This window comes from Gordonia amicalis (assembly GCF_022059885.1).
Classification (GTDB): Bacteria; Actinomycetota; Actinomycetes; order Mycobacteriales; family Mycobacteriaceae; genus Gordonia; species Gordonia amicalis.
Genome location: NZ_CP091855.1, coordinates 798,449 through 813,694, shown reverse-complemented (window position 1 = coordinate 813,694; position 15,246 = coordinate 798,449). Strand labels below are relative to the sequence as shown.

The window sequence follows — 15,246 nt, the reverse complement described above, 5'->3', positions numbered from 1 at the left end:
CCGCCCTCGAGAAGAGGCCGACACGCAAGGAGTGACCATGACCGTCTTCGCAAAGCCCGGTGCCGATGGCTCGGTGATGAGCTACGAGTCGCGCTACGACAACTGGATCGGCGGCCAGTGGACCCCGCCCGTCAAGGGCCAGTACTTCGAGAACCCGTCGCCGGTGGACGGCAAGACGTTCTGCGAGGTCGCCCGGTCGACCGCCGAGGACATCGACCTCGCCCTCGACGCCGCGCACAAGGCGGCGCCGGGCTGGGGCAAGACCCCCGTCGCCGAGCGTTCCCTCGCCCTGTTGCGCATCGCCGACCGCATGGAGGAGAACCTCGATAAGCTCGCGGTCGCCGAGACCTGGGACAACGGCAAGGCCGTCCGCGAGACCCTCGCCGCGGACATCCCGCTGGCCATCGACCACTTCCGTTACTTCGCCGGTGCGCTGCGTGCCCAGCAGGGTTCGATCTCCGAGATCGACGAGGACACCGTCGCCTACCACTTCCACGAGCCGCTCGGCGTCGTCGGCCAGATCATCCCGTGGAACTTCCCGATCCTCATGGCGGTCTGGAAGCTCGCGCCGGCTCTCGCCGCAGGCAACGCGGTGGTGCTCAAGCCCGCCGAGCAGACCCCGGCATCGATCCTCTACCTGGTGAGTCTCATCAGCGATCTGCTGCCCGCGGGTGTTCTCAACGTGGTCAACGGATTCGGCGTCGAGGCCGGCAAGCCGCTCGCGTCGAGCAACCGCATCCGCAAGATCGCCTTCACCGGTGAGACCACCACCGGCCGCCTCATCATGCAGTACGCGTCGGAGAACCTGATCCCGGTCACCCTCGAGCTCGGCGGCAAGAGCCCGAACATCTTCTTCAACGACGTCATGTCGTCCGACGACAGCTTCCTCGACCGTGCGCTCGAAGGCTTCTCGATGTTCGCACTCAACCAGGGCGAGGTGTGCACCTGCCCGAGCCGCGCGCTGATCCAGCAGGACATCTACGACGAGTTCATCGCCAAGGCCGTCGACCGCGTCTCGAAGATCAAGCAGGGCAACCCGCTCGACACCGACACCATGATGGGTGCCCAGGCGTCGAACGACCAGTTCGAGAAGATCTCCTCGTACCTCGCCATCGGCCGGGACGAGGGCGCCCAGGTGCTCACCGGCGGCGAGGCCGCGGATCTCGGCGGCGACCTGTCCGACGGCTACTACATCAAGCCGACCGTCTTCCAGGGCAACAACAAGATGCGCATCTTCCAGGAGGAGATCTTCGGCCCGGTCCTCGCGGTCACCACCTTCAAGGATTTCGCCGACGCCATGCACATCGCCAACGACACCCTGTACGGCCTGGGCGCCGGCGTGTGGAGCCGTGACGGTGCGACCGCATATCGGGCCGGTCGCGAGATCCAGGCCGGTCGCGTGTGGACCAACACCTACCACGACTACCCGGCACACGCGGCTTTCGGCGGCTACAAGCAGTCCGGCATCGGTCGCGAGAACCACCTGATGATGCTCGAGCACTACCAGCAGACCAAGAACCTCCTGGTCGGCTACGCGCAGAACGCGAAGGGCTTCTTCTGATCTGGACCTTCCTGCTCCTTGAGTAGCCCGGAGCTTGCGGAGGGCGTATCGAAAGGACTCGCCAACCCTTCGAGACGCTCGCAAGCTCGCTCCTCAGGGGGCGGGGGACGCTCGCAAGCTCGCTCCTCAGGGAGCGGGGGACGCTCGCAAGCTCGCTGGTTCTGCTCCTTGAGTAGCCCGGAGCTTGCGGAGGGCGTATCGAAAGGACTCGCCAACCCTTCGAGACGCTCGCAAGCTCGCTCCTCAGGGAGCGGGAAAGGTGATTGAGAATGACCACCGAACAGAGTGCTCCTGATCGGGTGGTCGCCACAGACGCCGCCGTGCAGCTCTTGACCAAGTTGTCGGAGTTGCACGGCGGACTCATGATCCACCAGTCCGGTGGGTGCTGTGACGGCTCGGCCCCGATGTGTTATCCGGTGGGGGAGTACCGGGTCGGCCAGCGCGATGTGTTGGTCGGCGAGATCGAACTCCCCGAACCCATTCCGGCCGTGCGGGTCTGGATCAACGGTGACCAGTTCGAGTTGTGGAAGCACACGCAGCTCATCCTCGACGTCGTGAAGGGTCGTGGCGCCGGGTTCAGTCTGGAAGCGCCCGAAGGCGTGCGTTTCCTCTCGCGTGCGCGGGCGTTCACCGAAGAGGAGAACGAACTCCTCGCGGCGTCACCGCCGTTGACGGGTGCCACAGTCGGCGACTGAGTGACTTTCGCAGAGTGCGTCGTGAGTGTCGAAATCCGATACTCACGACGCACTCTCGGTTCGCCGGGAAGATGTCGTCGACCGCCTACCATCGAAGGATGTCGATGCCCGGCGATACACCGCCACCTCGTCCGCGGGTTGCCGTCACGCCCATGCGCCCCCGGCAGACGACCGAACGCCCCGGGACCGTGCGCTGGGTCGTCCTGGGGTGGATCGTCACCGTCGCGCTGATGATCGTCACCGTGCTGGTGATCGCGGCGTCGCTCGACGACATCCGCGCGGTACTGGCCGCCGACCTGATCCGCGAACATCCCGAGAGCGGCACCGCCGCCGGACGCGCCGTCGACGTCTCGTTGCTGGTGGGCGCGGGTGTCGCCCTGCTCGTCGTGGTGCTCGGCGTGACCGGCGCGGTGCGGCTCTGGAGCGGCCGACGATCGGGTCGGACGCTCCTGGCGTTCGGCGCGCTGGTCGCGACGGCCGGCGCGGTGGGCTTTCACCTCACCGTCGGTCCGTCGTCAGAAGGCCTCGGCGACGCCGGGTTGCCCACGCCGGTGCTGTGGGCGCCGGCGGCCGCGGCGGTGATCGCGCTGATCGTCACCGGGGCCGCGTTCACCCGAGCGGTGAGTGCGTTCCTACGCTGAAATCCCCTGTCCCAAAGGGCGACCGCTGCTCGTCGAGTCGCGCGACGATGCCCTCGGCGCTGCGGACGGCCACCTGGCATGCGGACGCGACGTCCGGGGCGATCAGTGGGTGGCCGGCGAGGGACCGCCAGGTGCGAGCGGCCTGGATCGCCGACGCACGAAGGTCCGGTACATCGGTCCCGGTGGGCTGACCCAGGCGCGTCGCGGGATCGATCCCCGAGCCGCCGATGAGGCGGGTGAGGTCGGCGATCTGTTCCGGGGGCAGGTCGAGACCGCCGACGCGAATGGTGCTGAGCAGCCGCAGTTCCCGGAAGCCGTGTACGTCGGCGAGCTCCCGGCGGACCGACGCCCGTAGCTGCGCCGCCCGCGGCGAGGCGGACGCGGCCAGCAGGTGATCGAGGGTCACCAGCGCCGAATGGGATTTGAGCTCGTCGGCGCGCTGGGCGAACTGAGTGTCGATGATGGCGCTCAACTCCGACAAGCCGCTGCGTTCGACGAGTTCCGCGGCCAGCTCGGTCGACGACGTCGCGCCGAAGCGGATGAGGGTGACCGCCAGCCGGATGCCGAAGACACCGAAACGCTCGGCCAGCGACCGTCGGAGATCGGCGGGGATGTCGGGCAGGATGTCGGGCCGGGCGAAACGGTCCATCGTCAAAAGAGCCGCCTCGAGCTCGGCCCCGGGCGTCGAGGCGAGCTGGGCGAGTGCGCGGAACTCGACCTCGCGGAGCGTCCGTGCAGCCAGTGCGAGCAGCCCGGCGACGGGGACCACCGCCTGGCAGAGGCCGGTCCGTTCGAGTTCCCCGGCGAAGCGTCCCGCGATCTGCTGGGCGGAGATCATCGCATCCATCCGTCCGGCGCCCAGTTCGTCGGCGCGGGATACGACGCCGACCACCCCCAGCGGACCCGACGATCCGCCGATCGCGGTGCCGATGCGCCGCAGCATGGCCGTGTCCGTGGCGGTGAGGGAGCGCAGCAGATAGACGACGGCGTCGACGCCGGACCGTCCCCGGGCCTCATCGCTCCCTGACTCGCCTCGGGGCGCGAGGAGGCGAATCGTGGAGTCGGACAACTCCGTCGACAACGACGCGGTGCCCGGCGTGTCCACGATCGTCGTGGATTGCAGCGCGCGGGCGGGCCATTCGACGTCGAGATGGTCCACGCGGTCGGCGGTGAGCCGTCCGAAGTCGAAGCCCAGGCGCCCGTCGATGCGGGTCACCGGGATTCCGACGGTCCGACCGTCGTCGATGTGCGCGGTCACCGACGGCGACCGGCCGCTGCGGTACCAGGTGACGACGCGCGTGCACTCGGTGGCATCGGTCGGTGCGATGTCCTGTCCGACAAGTGCATTGAGCAACGTGGACTTGCCGGCCTTCAGCGATCCCGCCAGGGCGACCCGGACCGGCTGATACATTCGGTGTTCGCAGAGGTCGAGCTCGGCATGCGCGCGGGGGTCGTCGGCCAGGGCGCCGCGGGCGGCGTCGAGAAAGGCACGCGCACGATCGATCCCGGCCATCAGCGAGACTGCCCTGACGCGTGGCGACCGGCCTTCGGCTGCGCCGGGTCGAGATGATCCGGATCGAAGTGATCTGCGGCCTTGCGGAGGGCGGCGACCGCGGTCAGCCGGGACTCGAGTTCGGCAGCTCGACGGGCCCGCTCGGACTCGGTGGACGTCGCCGCTGACTGTGCGGCACTGAGGGATTCGGAGATGGAACGGGCGGTCTGCTCCGCGACGGAGCTGAAATGGTCGCGCAGCACGCGCTGGATGACGCGCAACCGGTCACGGGACTCCTTGCCGACCTGGAAGCTGACGTCGTCGGTGAAGGCCCGCACCGCCACCTTCGCCTTGGCGCGCCGCTCGAGCACCTTGGCCTGCTTGTCGTCACGGTATGCCTTGGTGCCCAACAGGAGTCCGGCGCCCACCGAGACCGGGTTGATCAACGCCATCCCGACCATCGTCGAGATGAGCCCGAACATCAGCACGCCGCCGTAGGACCCCCGCATCCCGATCAGCAGTTTCTGCGTCACGCCGACCTTGCCGCTGTCGAGTTCGGCGAGTTCGGCCACCGAGTCGAGCACGCCGGTCAGGTCGGCGACGTCGATGTCGGGGAGGGAACTCTGCCCGGCGGCGGCGAAATGGTCGGCGACCCGTTCGGCCAGCCAGACCGACCGCTCGTGAGCCCAGACGAAGTTGTCGCCGATCACCGCTGCCGTCTGGTCGGCCAGCCACTCGCTGAGCTGCTCCCAGTCGACGCCCGGATCGCCCTCGTCGATGGCGCGTTCGGCTTCGCGGGTGACCGCGCGCAGCCGATCGCGCAGGTCGTGGTCGATGTCGGCGGCGAGGTCGGCGACCCCGTCGGCCAATGTCTGCTGCCACTGTGCCGATTTCCGGCGCATCGCCTCGGCGTCGGCCTTGGCCTCCTGCAGCGCCCGGACGGCCTTGTTCGCGGTGTCCGGATCGCGGAGTGCGGCCAGTTCGCTGCCCAGGGTGAGGGCGAGATGTTCACTGACCACCCGGAGATCGGTGGCGACCGCCCCGCGGGCCGCTTGCTGCGCGGTCGCCACCACGCGGTCGCGCAGGTAGCGGTAGAGATCGAGGAAGCCGGCTTCGGCGTTGAGTTCTTCGTCGCCCAGGCGCAGCGCGTGCGAGCGCAGCACCGACGAGACCGGCAGTACGGGGATGTCGATGCCGGCGGTCCGCAGATGCGCGCGATCGGCATCGGCGACGGCCCGCCAGTGCGGATACAGGTCGGTCTTCGTGATCAGGCACGCGACGGTCGGGCACAGGCCGATCACCTGCTGGAGGAAGGACATCTCCGGCGCGGTGAACTCCTGGCTGGCGTCCGACAGCACCAGGACTGCGTCGGCGGCTGCCACCATGCCCAATGTGGCTGCGGCATAAGGGTGTCCGTGGCCGCCGACGCCGGGTGTGTCGACGAGGACGAGACCGTCCGCCAGCAGCGGACCGGGGGCACCGATCTCCAGCCGCAACACCTCGCGGCCGCCGGCGAGCGGGGAGTCGGGGGTGATGGCACCGATCGCGTCCATCGGGACCGGAACGCGATCGTCGTCAGACGGACCGTCGACGACGAGGTGGGCCGTCGGTTGCGGGGCATGCGAGATCACGGTCGGCACCGCGGTCGTCTCGTCGTCGCCCACCGAGCACACGTCGAGGTCGAGCAGCGCATTGACGAAGTGACTCTTGCCCTGTTTGAGCTGCCCCACCACGACGATCCGCAGGCGGGGGTCGGAGATGCGGGTCCGTGCGCCGTCGAGGCGGGTGACGAGGTCGTTTCGCCCGGCCTCGCGGGCCACCTCCGACATGGTGGTCAGCAGGTCACCGATGGTGGAGGGCGCCGACGACGGGGCGGCGGCCGCGGAGACCTGCGCGACGTCGACCGGCCGGGCGGCCGGCGGGAACTCGGCGGGGGAATTGGTCATGGTGTCCTCACGGTAGTGGTGACTCGGCGCACGCGGTCGGCATTGGGGACGTGTCCGGGTGCGCTACCCGGAGACGGGGTCGGCCCCGGCACCGCACGCGTCCAGCGAGGTGCTGGTCGTCGGGCGGCGCCGGGGCGATTCCGTCGTGTCCGGGGGTCAGCCGGCGTCCGGTCCGGCGTCGACGTCTCCGGATGCGGCCGCACCGGCATCCGAGTCGGCTCCCAGTCCATCGGTCAGCCCGCCGGTGAGACCACCGGTGAGGTCGCCGGTCAGGCCGCCGGTGAGCCCGCTCGTCGTGTCGGCCACGCCTCCGACCGTCGAGTCCAGGGCTCCGCCGAGTCCGGCGTCGGTGTGCGTGACGCCGCCGAGGTCGACGCCGCCGCCGGCCTCGCCGCCGCCGGTGAATCCGCCGGTCAGGCCGCCGGAGACGTCCCCGGGGAGATCGGTGCCGAGGTTGCCGGCGGCGTCGGTCGTCGCGCCGAGGGTGCCACCCAGGGTCGAGTCGAGCGCACCGACCGCTTCGCCGCCGACGTTCACTGCGCCGCCGGCCGCGCCGGAGACGGCGGTGGTCAGGTCGCCGGTGACCTCCGCCGGGAGTGAACTGTCGAGGCCCAGGTCGCCGCCGAGGCCGAGGCCACCGCCCAGACCCAGGTCACCGCCGAGACCCAGATCACCGCCGAGACCCGGACCGCTGTCGAGGGCCGAACCGATCCCCGTGTCCAGCGTCGTCCCGAGCCCGGCGAGTCCGCCGCCGAGTCCGGTCTCGAGGGTGCCGGTGAGATCGTCGGCGGCGGTGCCACCCAGTCCGACGGTGGTCAGGATCGGGCCGCCCACGGTGATGCTGCCCTCCGGGGAGATCACGAGACTCGGGTTGAGCACCGCGCCGAGCTCACCGGTGAGCACATCGCCGAGACCACCCGTGGCCTCCAGCGTCGAGTCGAGGGTCGCGACCAGGCCGTTGGTGGCCGACAGATCGACATCGAGTGCGTTGCTGAGCGTGCTGCTCAGGGCGCCCGCCAGGTCCGCTCCGCCCGCCAGCTCGCCGGCGAGGCTTCCGCCGAGCTCGCCGCTCAGTGCGGTGCCGAGAACCGCGCCCAGGGATGCGCCGAGGTCGGCTCCCACGTCGCCGCCGGCACCCAGGACGGTCTCCAGGGTTCCGGTGAGGTCGGTGGCCGTCTCGGTGACCAGGCCGAGGTCGGCGCCCGCCGCGAGTGCGGCGTCCAGCGCTCCGCCGAGTTGGGTGATGAGGGCGCCGTCGACGCCGAGGGCCCCGCCGAGGTCGGCGGCCAGCAGTTCGCCGACACCGAGGCCGGCTCCGGCCGCGGCGTCGAGGATGCCTTCGACACCCGTGGTCGCTCCCAGTACCCCGCCGAGCGCGGCACCGAGCTCGGCAGCGAGGTCGCCGCCGCCACCGATCGCGGCGCCGAGCTGGGCGGCCAGGTCGGTGGTGAGTCCCGCGTCGAGGAGACCGGTCAGATCGGTGCCGAGTACGCCACCGAGTTCGAGTGCCCCGCCCAGTGCGGCTCCGAGATCGGCGCCGGCGGCTGCTCCCAGGACGCCGCTGAGCACGGTGCTCAGTGCGGTGTCCAGCCCGGCGCCGGCCGACAGCAGCCCGCCCAGAGCGGCACCCAGCTCGCCGCCCAGGCCGCCGACCACGATCAGTCCGCCTTCGAGGGCGCCCCCGACGGAGCCCTCGACGACGCTGCCGAGTCCGGCGCCAAGTCCTGCCCCGAGACCCAGTCCGGTCTCGAGTGCCCCGCCGAGCCCGCTGGTCAGATCGGCCGCGAGACCACCGTCCAGCGCGGCCGCCAGGGTGCCGCCGAGTGCCGCACCCAGGGCGCCCGCGGCGTCGCCACCGGCCTCGAGACCTGCGGCGAGCGCGCCGGCGAGGGTCGCACTCAGGTCACCACCCGCAGCGAGCGCCGAGTCGAGGTCGACGAGACCGCCGGCCGCGAGCACCGATTCCAGGGTCGCCGCGAGCCCCGCCTGCGCGCCCCCGCCGACTCCCAGGGCCGCGGTCAGCGCACCGCCGAGAACCGCGTTGGCGCCCGCTGCACCGCTCAGCGCCAACCCGCCGGCCGCGGCGGCGCTCGACGTCAGAGCAACACCCAGCGCGGTCCCGAGCGACGCGGCGGCCGTGCCGCCCGCTGCCAGCGTGGAGCCGAGAGCGCTGGTCAGGGTCGCCCCGAGCTCACCGGACAGATCGGCGACGGCCTGCGCGTCGAGCAGTCCGGAGAGCGTCGCGGACAGGTCGCCGGCGACGTCGAGCGTCGAGGTGAGGGCGGCGGTCAGATCGCTCGACAGGTCGGCCCCGAGGCCGAGTGCACCGGAGAGGACCGCGGAGATGGCGCCACCCGCACCGAGTCCGGCGGCGAGCGCCGTGGAGAGGTCGGCACCGAGCGCACCGCCGGCTCCGAACGTGGCGCCGAGCATTCCGCCGAGGGTCGCGCCGAACTCGCCCGCGAGTTCGCCGCCCGCGCCGAGCGCCGCCGACAACTGGGCGGCGAGTCCGCCACCGAGGCCGAGTCCGAGGTCGGCGCCCGCGGCGAGGAGGGCGTCGAGGGATGCGCCGAGTTGACCGGCCAACGCACCTTCCGCGTCGATCGCGCCGGCCAGCGCCCCGGCGATCGCCGCCCCGGCGCCTGCACTCAGTTCGAGGCCTCCGGCGACCAGGGTGTCGAGGGCGGCACCCAGCGCGGCGCCGAACTGCGCCGCCACCTCGCCTCCGGCGCCCAGTCCGGCGGACAGAGCCGCACCGAGGGTGACAGCCAGCTGGCCGGCCAGATCGAGGTCACCGAAAGCGATTCCGCCGAGGTCCAGGTCTGCGAGCGAGAGGCCGGAGAGGTCGACGCCGCCGAGCCCGATCCCACCGATGAGCCCACCGAAGTCGATGTCGCCCAGGCCGACTCCGCCGAGACCGATGTCACCGACACCGACGTTGATGCCTCCGCCGCTGATACCTCCGACGTTGATGCCACCGAGGCCCAGTCCACCGAGACCGAACCCGATTCCGCCCCCGGCGCTCGCACCACCTCCGACGGCACCGCCGATCGCCCCGCCGCCGAGGCCACCGCCGGCCCCGGCAATGGCGCCGAGGCCACCACCGGCAGCGCCGCCGACGGCCAGTCCGGAGTCGGCGACGAGCGGCGTCGCGGCCGAGATGTGTGCGGGCGTGATCCCGGTGAGCCCGGCACGGTCGATCGCGGCCTGGGGATTGCCGCAGTAGGCGTTGAACGCGTCCTCGTCGCGAAGCAGGCCGAGGATGAAGTCGAGTACCGCATTGGTCGGCATGGCGTCGTTCCTTGCGTCGGAGAGATCGCAGTTCGATCCCGTGTCGAGTCCGACGCTAAACGCCGGTGCGGTGCGCGACATCGGGGTAAATCCCCAGTCCTGTCGCGACGGTCGATAGGGGGGCCGGCCCCCGGGGGGACAACCCGACAGGGGGCGGGGCCGATAGGGGGTAGGGGAGTTTCTCCCTAATCGTCGCCGAAGGGCTAACGGCCGGGTCATGATCGGCGACACACTCTGTGAAGTGCACGGTCGCATCGGCCGCGGCACGCGCCAACAGACGATCGCCCACGCCACGCCGGTGGCCGGCCGGCGATCGCCGTCGACCACCCCGCAGGTGGGAACAGGAGCTGACCGACATGGGGATCGCGATCGGTGTGAAGATCGGGAGCGCGAACAGTGTCGCGGTCGTCGCCTCGGAGCACTCGTGGGAGAGGTCGCTCTCCGTCGAGACCGCCGCGCTGGTGGGTTCCGGTGATTTCCTCGACCGTGTCGGTGATCCCGTCCCGGTACTCGACGACCACGGACAGAGCCGGCCTGCCGCGCAGATCCACGCCGAGGCGATCGTCGCGCTCGTCACCCGCCTCGACCTGGGCGACGACTCCGTCGCGCATCTGACCGTCGTGCATCCCGACACGTGGACATCGCAGGCGGTCGACGAAGCCCGCGCTGCACTGCTCGCGCGGGATGACGTGCTCACAGGCGAGATCAGCTGGGTGGCGGAGTCGCGGGCGACGCTGGCAGCCGTCGAACACCACGAAGGTGCCTTCGGCGAGGGTCTGGTGATCAGCTACGACCTCGGCGCATCAGCCCTGACCGTCACCGTGCTCGCGACCGGTGACGAACCGCGTGTGGTGAGTCGGCCCCTGCGCCTCGACTCGGTCAGCGGGAACGAATTCGACCGACTGCTGCTCGGGCACACGTTGCGGGTCACCGGTGTCGCCGCCGGGCTCGCCGATCCCGGCGCCGCCTCGCCGGTTCTCGACGATCTGAGCCGGCTCCGTACCGAATGCCGCCGCGCCAAGGAATCCCTGTCGGTCGACACCGACGCGGTCGTCGACGTCCGAGTGGGCGAGGTGACCACCGTCGCTCGGCTCGTCCGCGATGACGTCGAGGACCTGGTCCGCGGACCCCTCGCGGAATCGGTGGCACTGATCCGGGAGGCACTCGCGAGTGCGGGCGGCGACCAGGCGGGAGGACACCCGGCCCCCGTCTCGGCGATCGTCCTCGGCGGTGGGGGCGCGTCCATCCCGCTCGTCACCGAGATGCTGTCCTCGACCCTGCGCCTGCCGGTGATCCTCGATCCCCAACCCGAATCGGCGTCCGCGGCCGGTGGCGCACTGATCGGCATCGCCGCGATCGGTGATCGTGATTCCGCGCCGATCGTCCCGACCGCCGCGGTCCCCGGGCAGGCGCTCGCGGCGTTGCCGGAGGAACGTCCGCTGCGGGAGATCGAGCCGGCTCCCAGTACACCGGTCGCGGCTCCGGCTCCTCGCCTGTCCCGTCGCCGGCGCGGGATCCTGATCACGGCCGGTGCCGCAGCGTTGGTGCTGGTCTCGGCCACCGGTCTGTCGGTGGGGACGGGTCTGGTCGGGTCCACGGGAGAGGCGACGCCGCCTCCCGCCGGCGCGGTGACCACCACGGCCGGCCCGGCACCGGGCACCCCCGGCACACCTCCTCCGACCGTGGCCGGAGCCAACACGGGCACCCGCACCACCGACGCCGCCACCGACACGGGCACCCGAGCCGCGGGCACCGGCGCCCCGCGCCGTACGACGGCCGGCGCCCCGGCTGCCGGTACACCGGCGCCCGGGACCACAGCGCCCCGCGGCGGTCAGTCACCCGCGCCCGGCGGGCCGGCCCCCGCGCCGGCGGCTCCGCCGGCGCCGAACCCCGGTACCTCGCCCGCGCCCGTCGAGAACCCCCCGGCGGATTCTCCCGAGCCGAGTCCCGAAGAAGGTTCGGGCGGTAACGGCATCACCCCGGGCGGTGTCCTGCAGGCGCCCGGCAGGGTCCTCGACGGAACCGGTCAGGTCGTCTGTGGCGTCACCCGTGTCGTCTGCTGACGTGGGGCGAGCGGCGACCTCGCCCATCCCGACGGTCGGCGATCGCCGGGAACTCACTCCCGCGTCGACCTGGGTCGACGACATCCTCGACCGGGCCCCTGCGAAGCTCCCGCTCTGCGCGGTCGTCGTGGGCACCCCGGGAAGCGGTCGCACCGGTCTGCTGAAGGCCGTGCACGAGCGCTTGCGTGGTCTCGACGTCCCGGTCAGCGTCGGCATGTCCTCGACCGACGTCCCGGCCGGGACGATGGTGGTACTCGCCGACGACCTCCACACCTGGCCGGGTGACCTCGTCGCACGGATGGCGACGATGGTCGACGCCGGAACCATCCAGCTGGTCGCCACGACCGAACCACGCGAGACCGATCAGGTCCTCCGCCGGGTGCTGGACCTCGCCCGACGTTCCGGCACGCTCCTCGAACTCGGCGCGATGAGCACGGCGGACGTACTGACCCACGCGGCTCGGACCGGTCTCACACTGACACCGGCGACCGCATCGCAGATCCGCCGACGCTGCGGTGGAGCCCGCACCGTCGTGACGGCCGCGCTGCTCTCGATCCGGGAAGCGGCTGCGGCCGCCGCTCCCGGGGAACCGGTCGACGAGATGGCGGTCGTCGAACGCGTGGCGCGCGATCGCCACCATCGACTGCTCCGGGGTCTCGATCCGACGACGCTGTCCGTCCTGGCCCTCGCGTCGGTACGGGCCCCGCTGGACCCCGAGAGCCTCGCCGAGACCCTGGACGTCCCGCGGGACGCAGCAGTCGGGGCACTGGACCGCGCGCGGGGAAGCGGTCTGCTCCGCGGCGCCGACGTCTTTGTGTCGTCCGCACGCGAACCGCTGCACGCCGTCCTCGGGAACCGGCGACTCGATGAGCTCCGCCGTACGTCGGCCGCAGTGCGTCTGCGGGCGACCGAACTGACCGCCGACGACGCGTTGCACGCCGCGGAGTCGGGGGTCGAGGACCCGCGGCTCGTCGACGCCCTGCTGGAAGGTGCGGCCGATGCCACCGCGGCGCGCGCAGTGGTCCTTCTCCGGGCCGCCGATCGTGTCGAACCGGGACGTGACGACGTTCGTCTCCTGATGGCCCAGCGCGCGCTGGCGTCCGGTGACATCGATGGCGCCGGTGCGGTCGCGGATGCCCGGCTCGAGTCGGCCGACCCGGGCGAGAACGGGATCGAACACTGGGTGGGGGTCGCGGCTGTGGTCGCGGCACACCGGGGTCTCGGTTCCCATGCGGCGGACCTGTATCGCTGGCTCGGATCGGACAACGTTGCGGCGGAGACGCTCTCCGCGGTGACCGCACTCCTGGCGGTCGGGGACCGGACCGCTGCCTCGGCGATCGCCGCCGTGGGTGACGGGCAGCCGCCGGTGGGTGTCCGCGCCGTGCGATCGTTGGCGATCCGGGGTCTGCTCGCCTCGGTCGGCGGCACCGACGACGGCGGTCCCGGCGACGGGGTCGACCTCGTGGTCCGTGGCCTCGCGGCCGCCGTACCGAGCAGGTCGGGTCCGGCGGCCACGAGGACGTTGCACGCCGCCGTCGCGCTCGCGCTGAACAGCGGCGACGTGCATGCGGCCAGGACACTCCGGGCAGCGGCCGGTGAATCCGCCGCCGGCGCTCTGCTCGAGGCGGAGATCGCACTGTCCAGCGGCGACCTCGAGTCGGTCACCCGTCTGCTGCCGACCGCCGAATCCATCGGCATGGTCGACCGGCTCCGGGTCCACGCTATCCGCCTCGGCCTGGCGCGTCGCAACGGTGACGTCCCGGCGCTGACGGCGCTGTGGCCGGAAGGTCTGTCACTGCTCGCCGCGACCGAGGTCGACCTCTATCTCCTGCGTCCACTCGCAGAGTTCTGGCAGGCTGCCGCCCGGCTGGCCGACACCGCGTCGATCGACCGGTACATCACCGCGGCTGATCGATTGCTCGACGCCTTGGACAACCCGGTGACATGGTCGGCGCCTTGGCATTTCGCCGGAGTTCGAGCAGCCGTCATCGCCCGCGACGCCGAGTTCGCAGCCGAGCGACAACGGCGCCTCGACGCCACGACCGCGCAGCACGCGCGTGCATCGGGCCTCGCGACGGCCGCCCGCACCTGGTCGGCACTCACTTTCGAGCAGGCCGGGAACATCACCGACGACCGGGTCGCCGGCGCGGTCTCGGCCCTACGGTCGAACGGATTGATCTGGGAAGCAGTACATTTGGCGGGGATCGCGGGGTTACATGCCGCCGACCCGAGCGCCGCTGCGGACCTCCTGGAGACCGCCCGCTCGGTTGACGCGGATCGGCGACGTCCCCGACCCGTCGACGGATTGCTGACCGATAGGGAAGCCGAGGTCGCCCGAGAACTGCTGCAGGGCTTCACATATCGGGAGATCGGTGCGCGGCTGTTCATCTCGGCGAAGACCGTGGAGCACCATGTGTCCCGGATTCGACGTCGATTGGATGCCGGGTCGCGCTCCGAGCTGATGTCGGCGTTGCGGGCCGCCGGATACAGCTGATTCGCACGGCTACTTCTCCCATCGAACATTCGCGTTCCGCGAGGAACGAATACGAGAATTCGGCGCTCTGTCGGAATTGCCGTAAGTCGGCGAATTGCATTGGCGTCGTGTGAAATTGAAGGTGTGATCTATTTCTCAACAGGGGTGGTACGTTGCGTTTTCGTTTGTTACGTTCGCCGAAGTCCGTCAGCCGAAATGTATATGGAGGCAAAACATATGAAACGAAATCTCATTCGCGTTACCACTATTGGTGCAGCTCTTGGCGTTGCAGGCTTTATCGCTCCGGCCGGGGCGAATGCCGCACCGGTGTCCGACACGAACTGTGCGAAGGTGTCGACCCCGGTCGATGCGGCCGGTTGGGGAAATATGTTCGGCGATGAGCAAGGTCAGGCCGGAAAGCTTTCCGCCACGAATGTGGTGGACCGGGACGGTTCGCTGGAACTCGTGACCACCGAGCAGACCCCGCGACAGGCGTCTTATCACAGTGCCGGTGACCTCCCGCTCGCCGATCTGGTGAAGAACAACAAGGCCCTCACCTTCGAGAAGTCCGCAGGCCAGGCCAACTGGCAGATCCGCGTGACCGGCGCCAACGTCGCCGGTTCGAGCGACGGATTCCTCACGCTCGTCTGGACCGCTCCGGAGGGGGCTGGTGAGACCAATGCCGCCTCGTCCGACCAGTGGTGGGCCACCCGCGCCCTTCCGGGGATCGAGCGCGGTGCGACCGCGACTCTGAAGGACTTGCTGGCCGCGGCGAACAGCGAGGGTCACACGACCGTGGTGAACCACTACGGCATCTCGAGCCAGCCGGAGAACAAGGCCGGCAAGGTGAACGTCGACAACGTCTCGTTCAACGGCTGCACCACGAACTTCGCGGCCACAGGTGCCGGCGGTGCCTTCGGCTCGCTGGAGAACGTCTTCCCGTGATGCGTAGAGGCGAGCTCATCTCGGCGTTTCTTCCCGCCGGTCGAGTGTTTCTTCCCGCCGGTCGAGCGTTTCTTCCCGCCGGTCGAGCGTTTCTCCCCGCTGGTTGAGCTCGTCGAAACCACCACAGGCCCGCGACCAT

At 70.7% G+C, this 15,246-nt stretch carries 9 protein-coding genes; 6 read left to right on the top strand and 3 right to left on the bottom strand.

Annotation, left to right across the window (positions count from 1 at the left end):
* Positions 1-37: 37 nt before the first annotated feature.
* From exaC to IHQ52_RS03715, 3 genes are all read left to right on the top strand, one after another.
* Positions 38-1,561: an acetaldehyde dehydrogenase ExaC gene (gene exaC, locus IHQ52_RS03725; RefSeq protein ID WP_024498952.1), complete on the top strand. Its 1,524-nt coding sequence runs from the start codon at positions 38-40 to the stop codon at positions 1,559-1,561.
* A 269-nt stretch (positions 1,562-1,830) separates the two neighbouring features.
* The gene (locus tag IHQ52_RS03720; protein WP_024498953.1) at positions 1,831-2,256 is read left to right on the top strand and encodes a DUF779 domain-containing protein; all 426 of its coding nucleotides are present in this window, start codon (positions 1,831-1,833) and stop codon (positions 2,254-2,256) included.
* 104 nt (positions 2,257-2,360) lie between these two features.
* Positions 2,361-2,897, top strand: a complete 537-nt coding sequence (locus IHQ52_RS03715) for a hypothetical protein (protein ID WP_238064115.1) — start codon at positions 2,361-2,363, stop codon at positions 2,895-2,897.
* Here IHQ52_RS03715 and IHQ52_RS03710 read toward each other — a convergent pair.
* The 3 genes from IHQ52_RS03710 to IHQ52_RS23570 form a co-directional block, all read right to left on the bottom strand.
* Positions 2,866-4,410: a dynamin family protein gene (locus IHQ52_RS03710; protein ID WP_024498955.1), complete on the bottom strand. Its 1,545-nt coding sequence runs from the start codon at positions 4,408-4,410 to the stop codon at positions 2,866-2,868. The genes IHQ52_RS03715 and IHQ52_RS03710 overlap by 32 nt on opposite strands.
* Entirely contained in the window at positions 4,410-6,335 is a 1,926-nt protein-coding gene (locus IHQ52_RS03705) for a dynamin family protein (protein WP_096272705.1), read from the bottom strand. The genes IHQ52_RS03710 and IHQ52_RS03705 overlap by 1 nt, the downstream gene beginning before the upstream one ends.
* 156 nt (positions 6,336-6,491) lie before the next feature.
* On the bottom strand, positions 6,492-9,626 hold the full coding sequence (locus IHQ52_RS23570; RefSeq protein WP_096274878.1) for an IniB N-terminal domain-containing protein: 3,135 nt from the start codon (positions 9,624-9,626) through the stop codon (positions 6,492-6,494).
* 356 nt (positions 9,627-9,982) lie between these two features.
* Between IHQ52_RS23570 and IHQ52_RS03695 the strand changes: the two genes are divergently transcribed.
* The 3 genes from IHQ52_RS03695 (at position 9,983) to IHQ52_RS03685 (ending at position 15,107) form a co-directional block, all read left to right on the top strand.
* On the top strand, positions 9,983-11,689 hold the full coding sequence (locus tag IHQ52_RS03695; RefSeq protein ID WP_096272707.1) for an Hsp70 family protein: 1,707 nt from the start codon (positions 9,983-9,985) through the stop codon (positions 11,687-11,689).
* A complete protein-coding gene (locus IHQ52_RS03690) occupies positions 11,676-14,183 on the top strand; it encodes a helix-turn-helix transcriptional regulator (RefSeq protein WP_232513044.1) in 2,508 nt (835 codons plus the stop codon). Before IHQ52_RS03695 ends, IHQ52_RS03690 begins: the two co-directional genes overlap by 14 nt.
* A gap of 195 nt (positions 14,184-14,378) precedes the next feature.
* On the top strand, positions 14,379-15,107 hold the full coding sequence (locus IHQ52_RS03685) for a hypothetical protein (protein WP_407043417.1): 729 nt from the start codon (positions 14,379-14,381) through the stop codon (positions 15,105-15,107).
* The last annotated feature ends 139 nt before the right edge of the window (positions 15,108-15,246 follow it).

Coding starts and splice junctions, on each gene's coding strand:
- IHQ52_RS03715 (WP_238064115.1), top strand. CDS start 2,361: ATGCCCGGCGATACACCGCCACCTCGTCCGCGGGTTGCCGTCACGCCC.
- IHQ52_RS03720 (WP_024498953.1), top strand. CDS start 1,831: ATGACCACCGAACAGAGTGCTCCTGATCGGGTGGTCGCCACAGACGCC.
- IHQ52_RS23570 (WP_096274878.1), bottom strand. CDS start 9,626: ATGCCGACCAATGCGGTACTCGACTTCATCCTCGGCCTGCTTCGCGAC.
- IHQ52_RS03695 (WP_096272707.1), top strand. CDS start 9,983: ATGGGGATCGCGATCGGTGTGAAGATCGGGAGCGCGAACAGTGTCGCG.
- IHQ52_RS03710 (WP_024498955.1), bottom strand. CDS start 4,410: ATGGCCGGGATCGATCGTGCGCGTGCCTTTCTCGACGCCGCCCGCGGC.
- IHQ52_RS03685 (WP_407043417.1), top strand. CDS start 14,379: ATGTATATGGAGGCAAAACATATGAAACGAAATCTCATTCGCGTTACC.
- exaC (WP_024498952.1), top strand. CDS start 38: ATGACCGTCTTCGCAAAGCCCGGTGCCGATGGCTCGGTGATGAGCTAC.
- IHQ52_RS03705 (WP_096272705.1), bottom strand. CDS start 6,335: ATGACCAATTCCCCCGCCGAGTTCCCGCCGGCCGCCCGGCCGGTCGAC.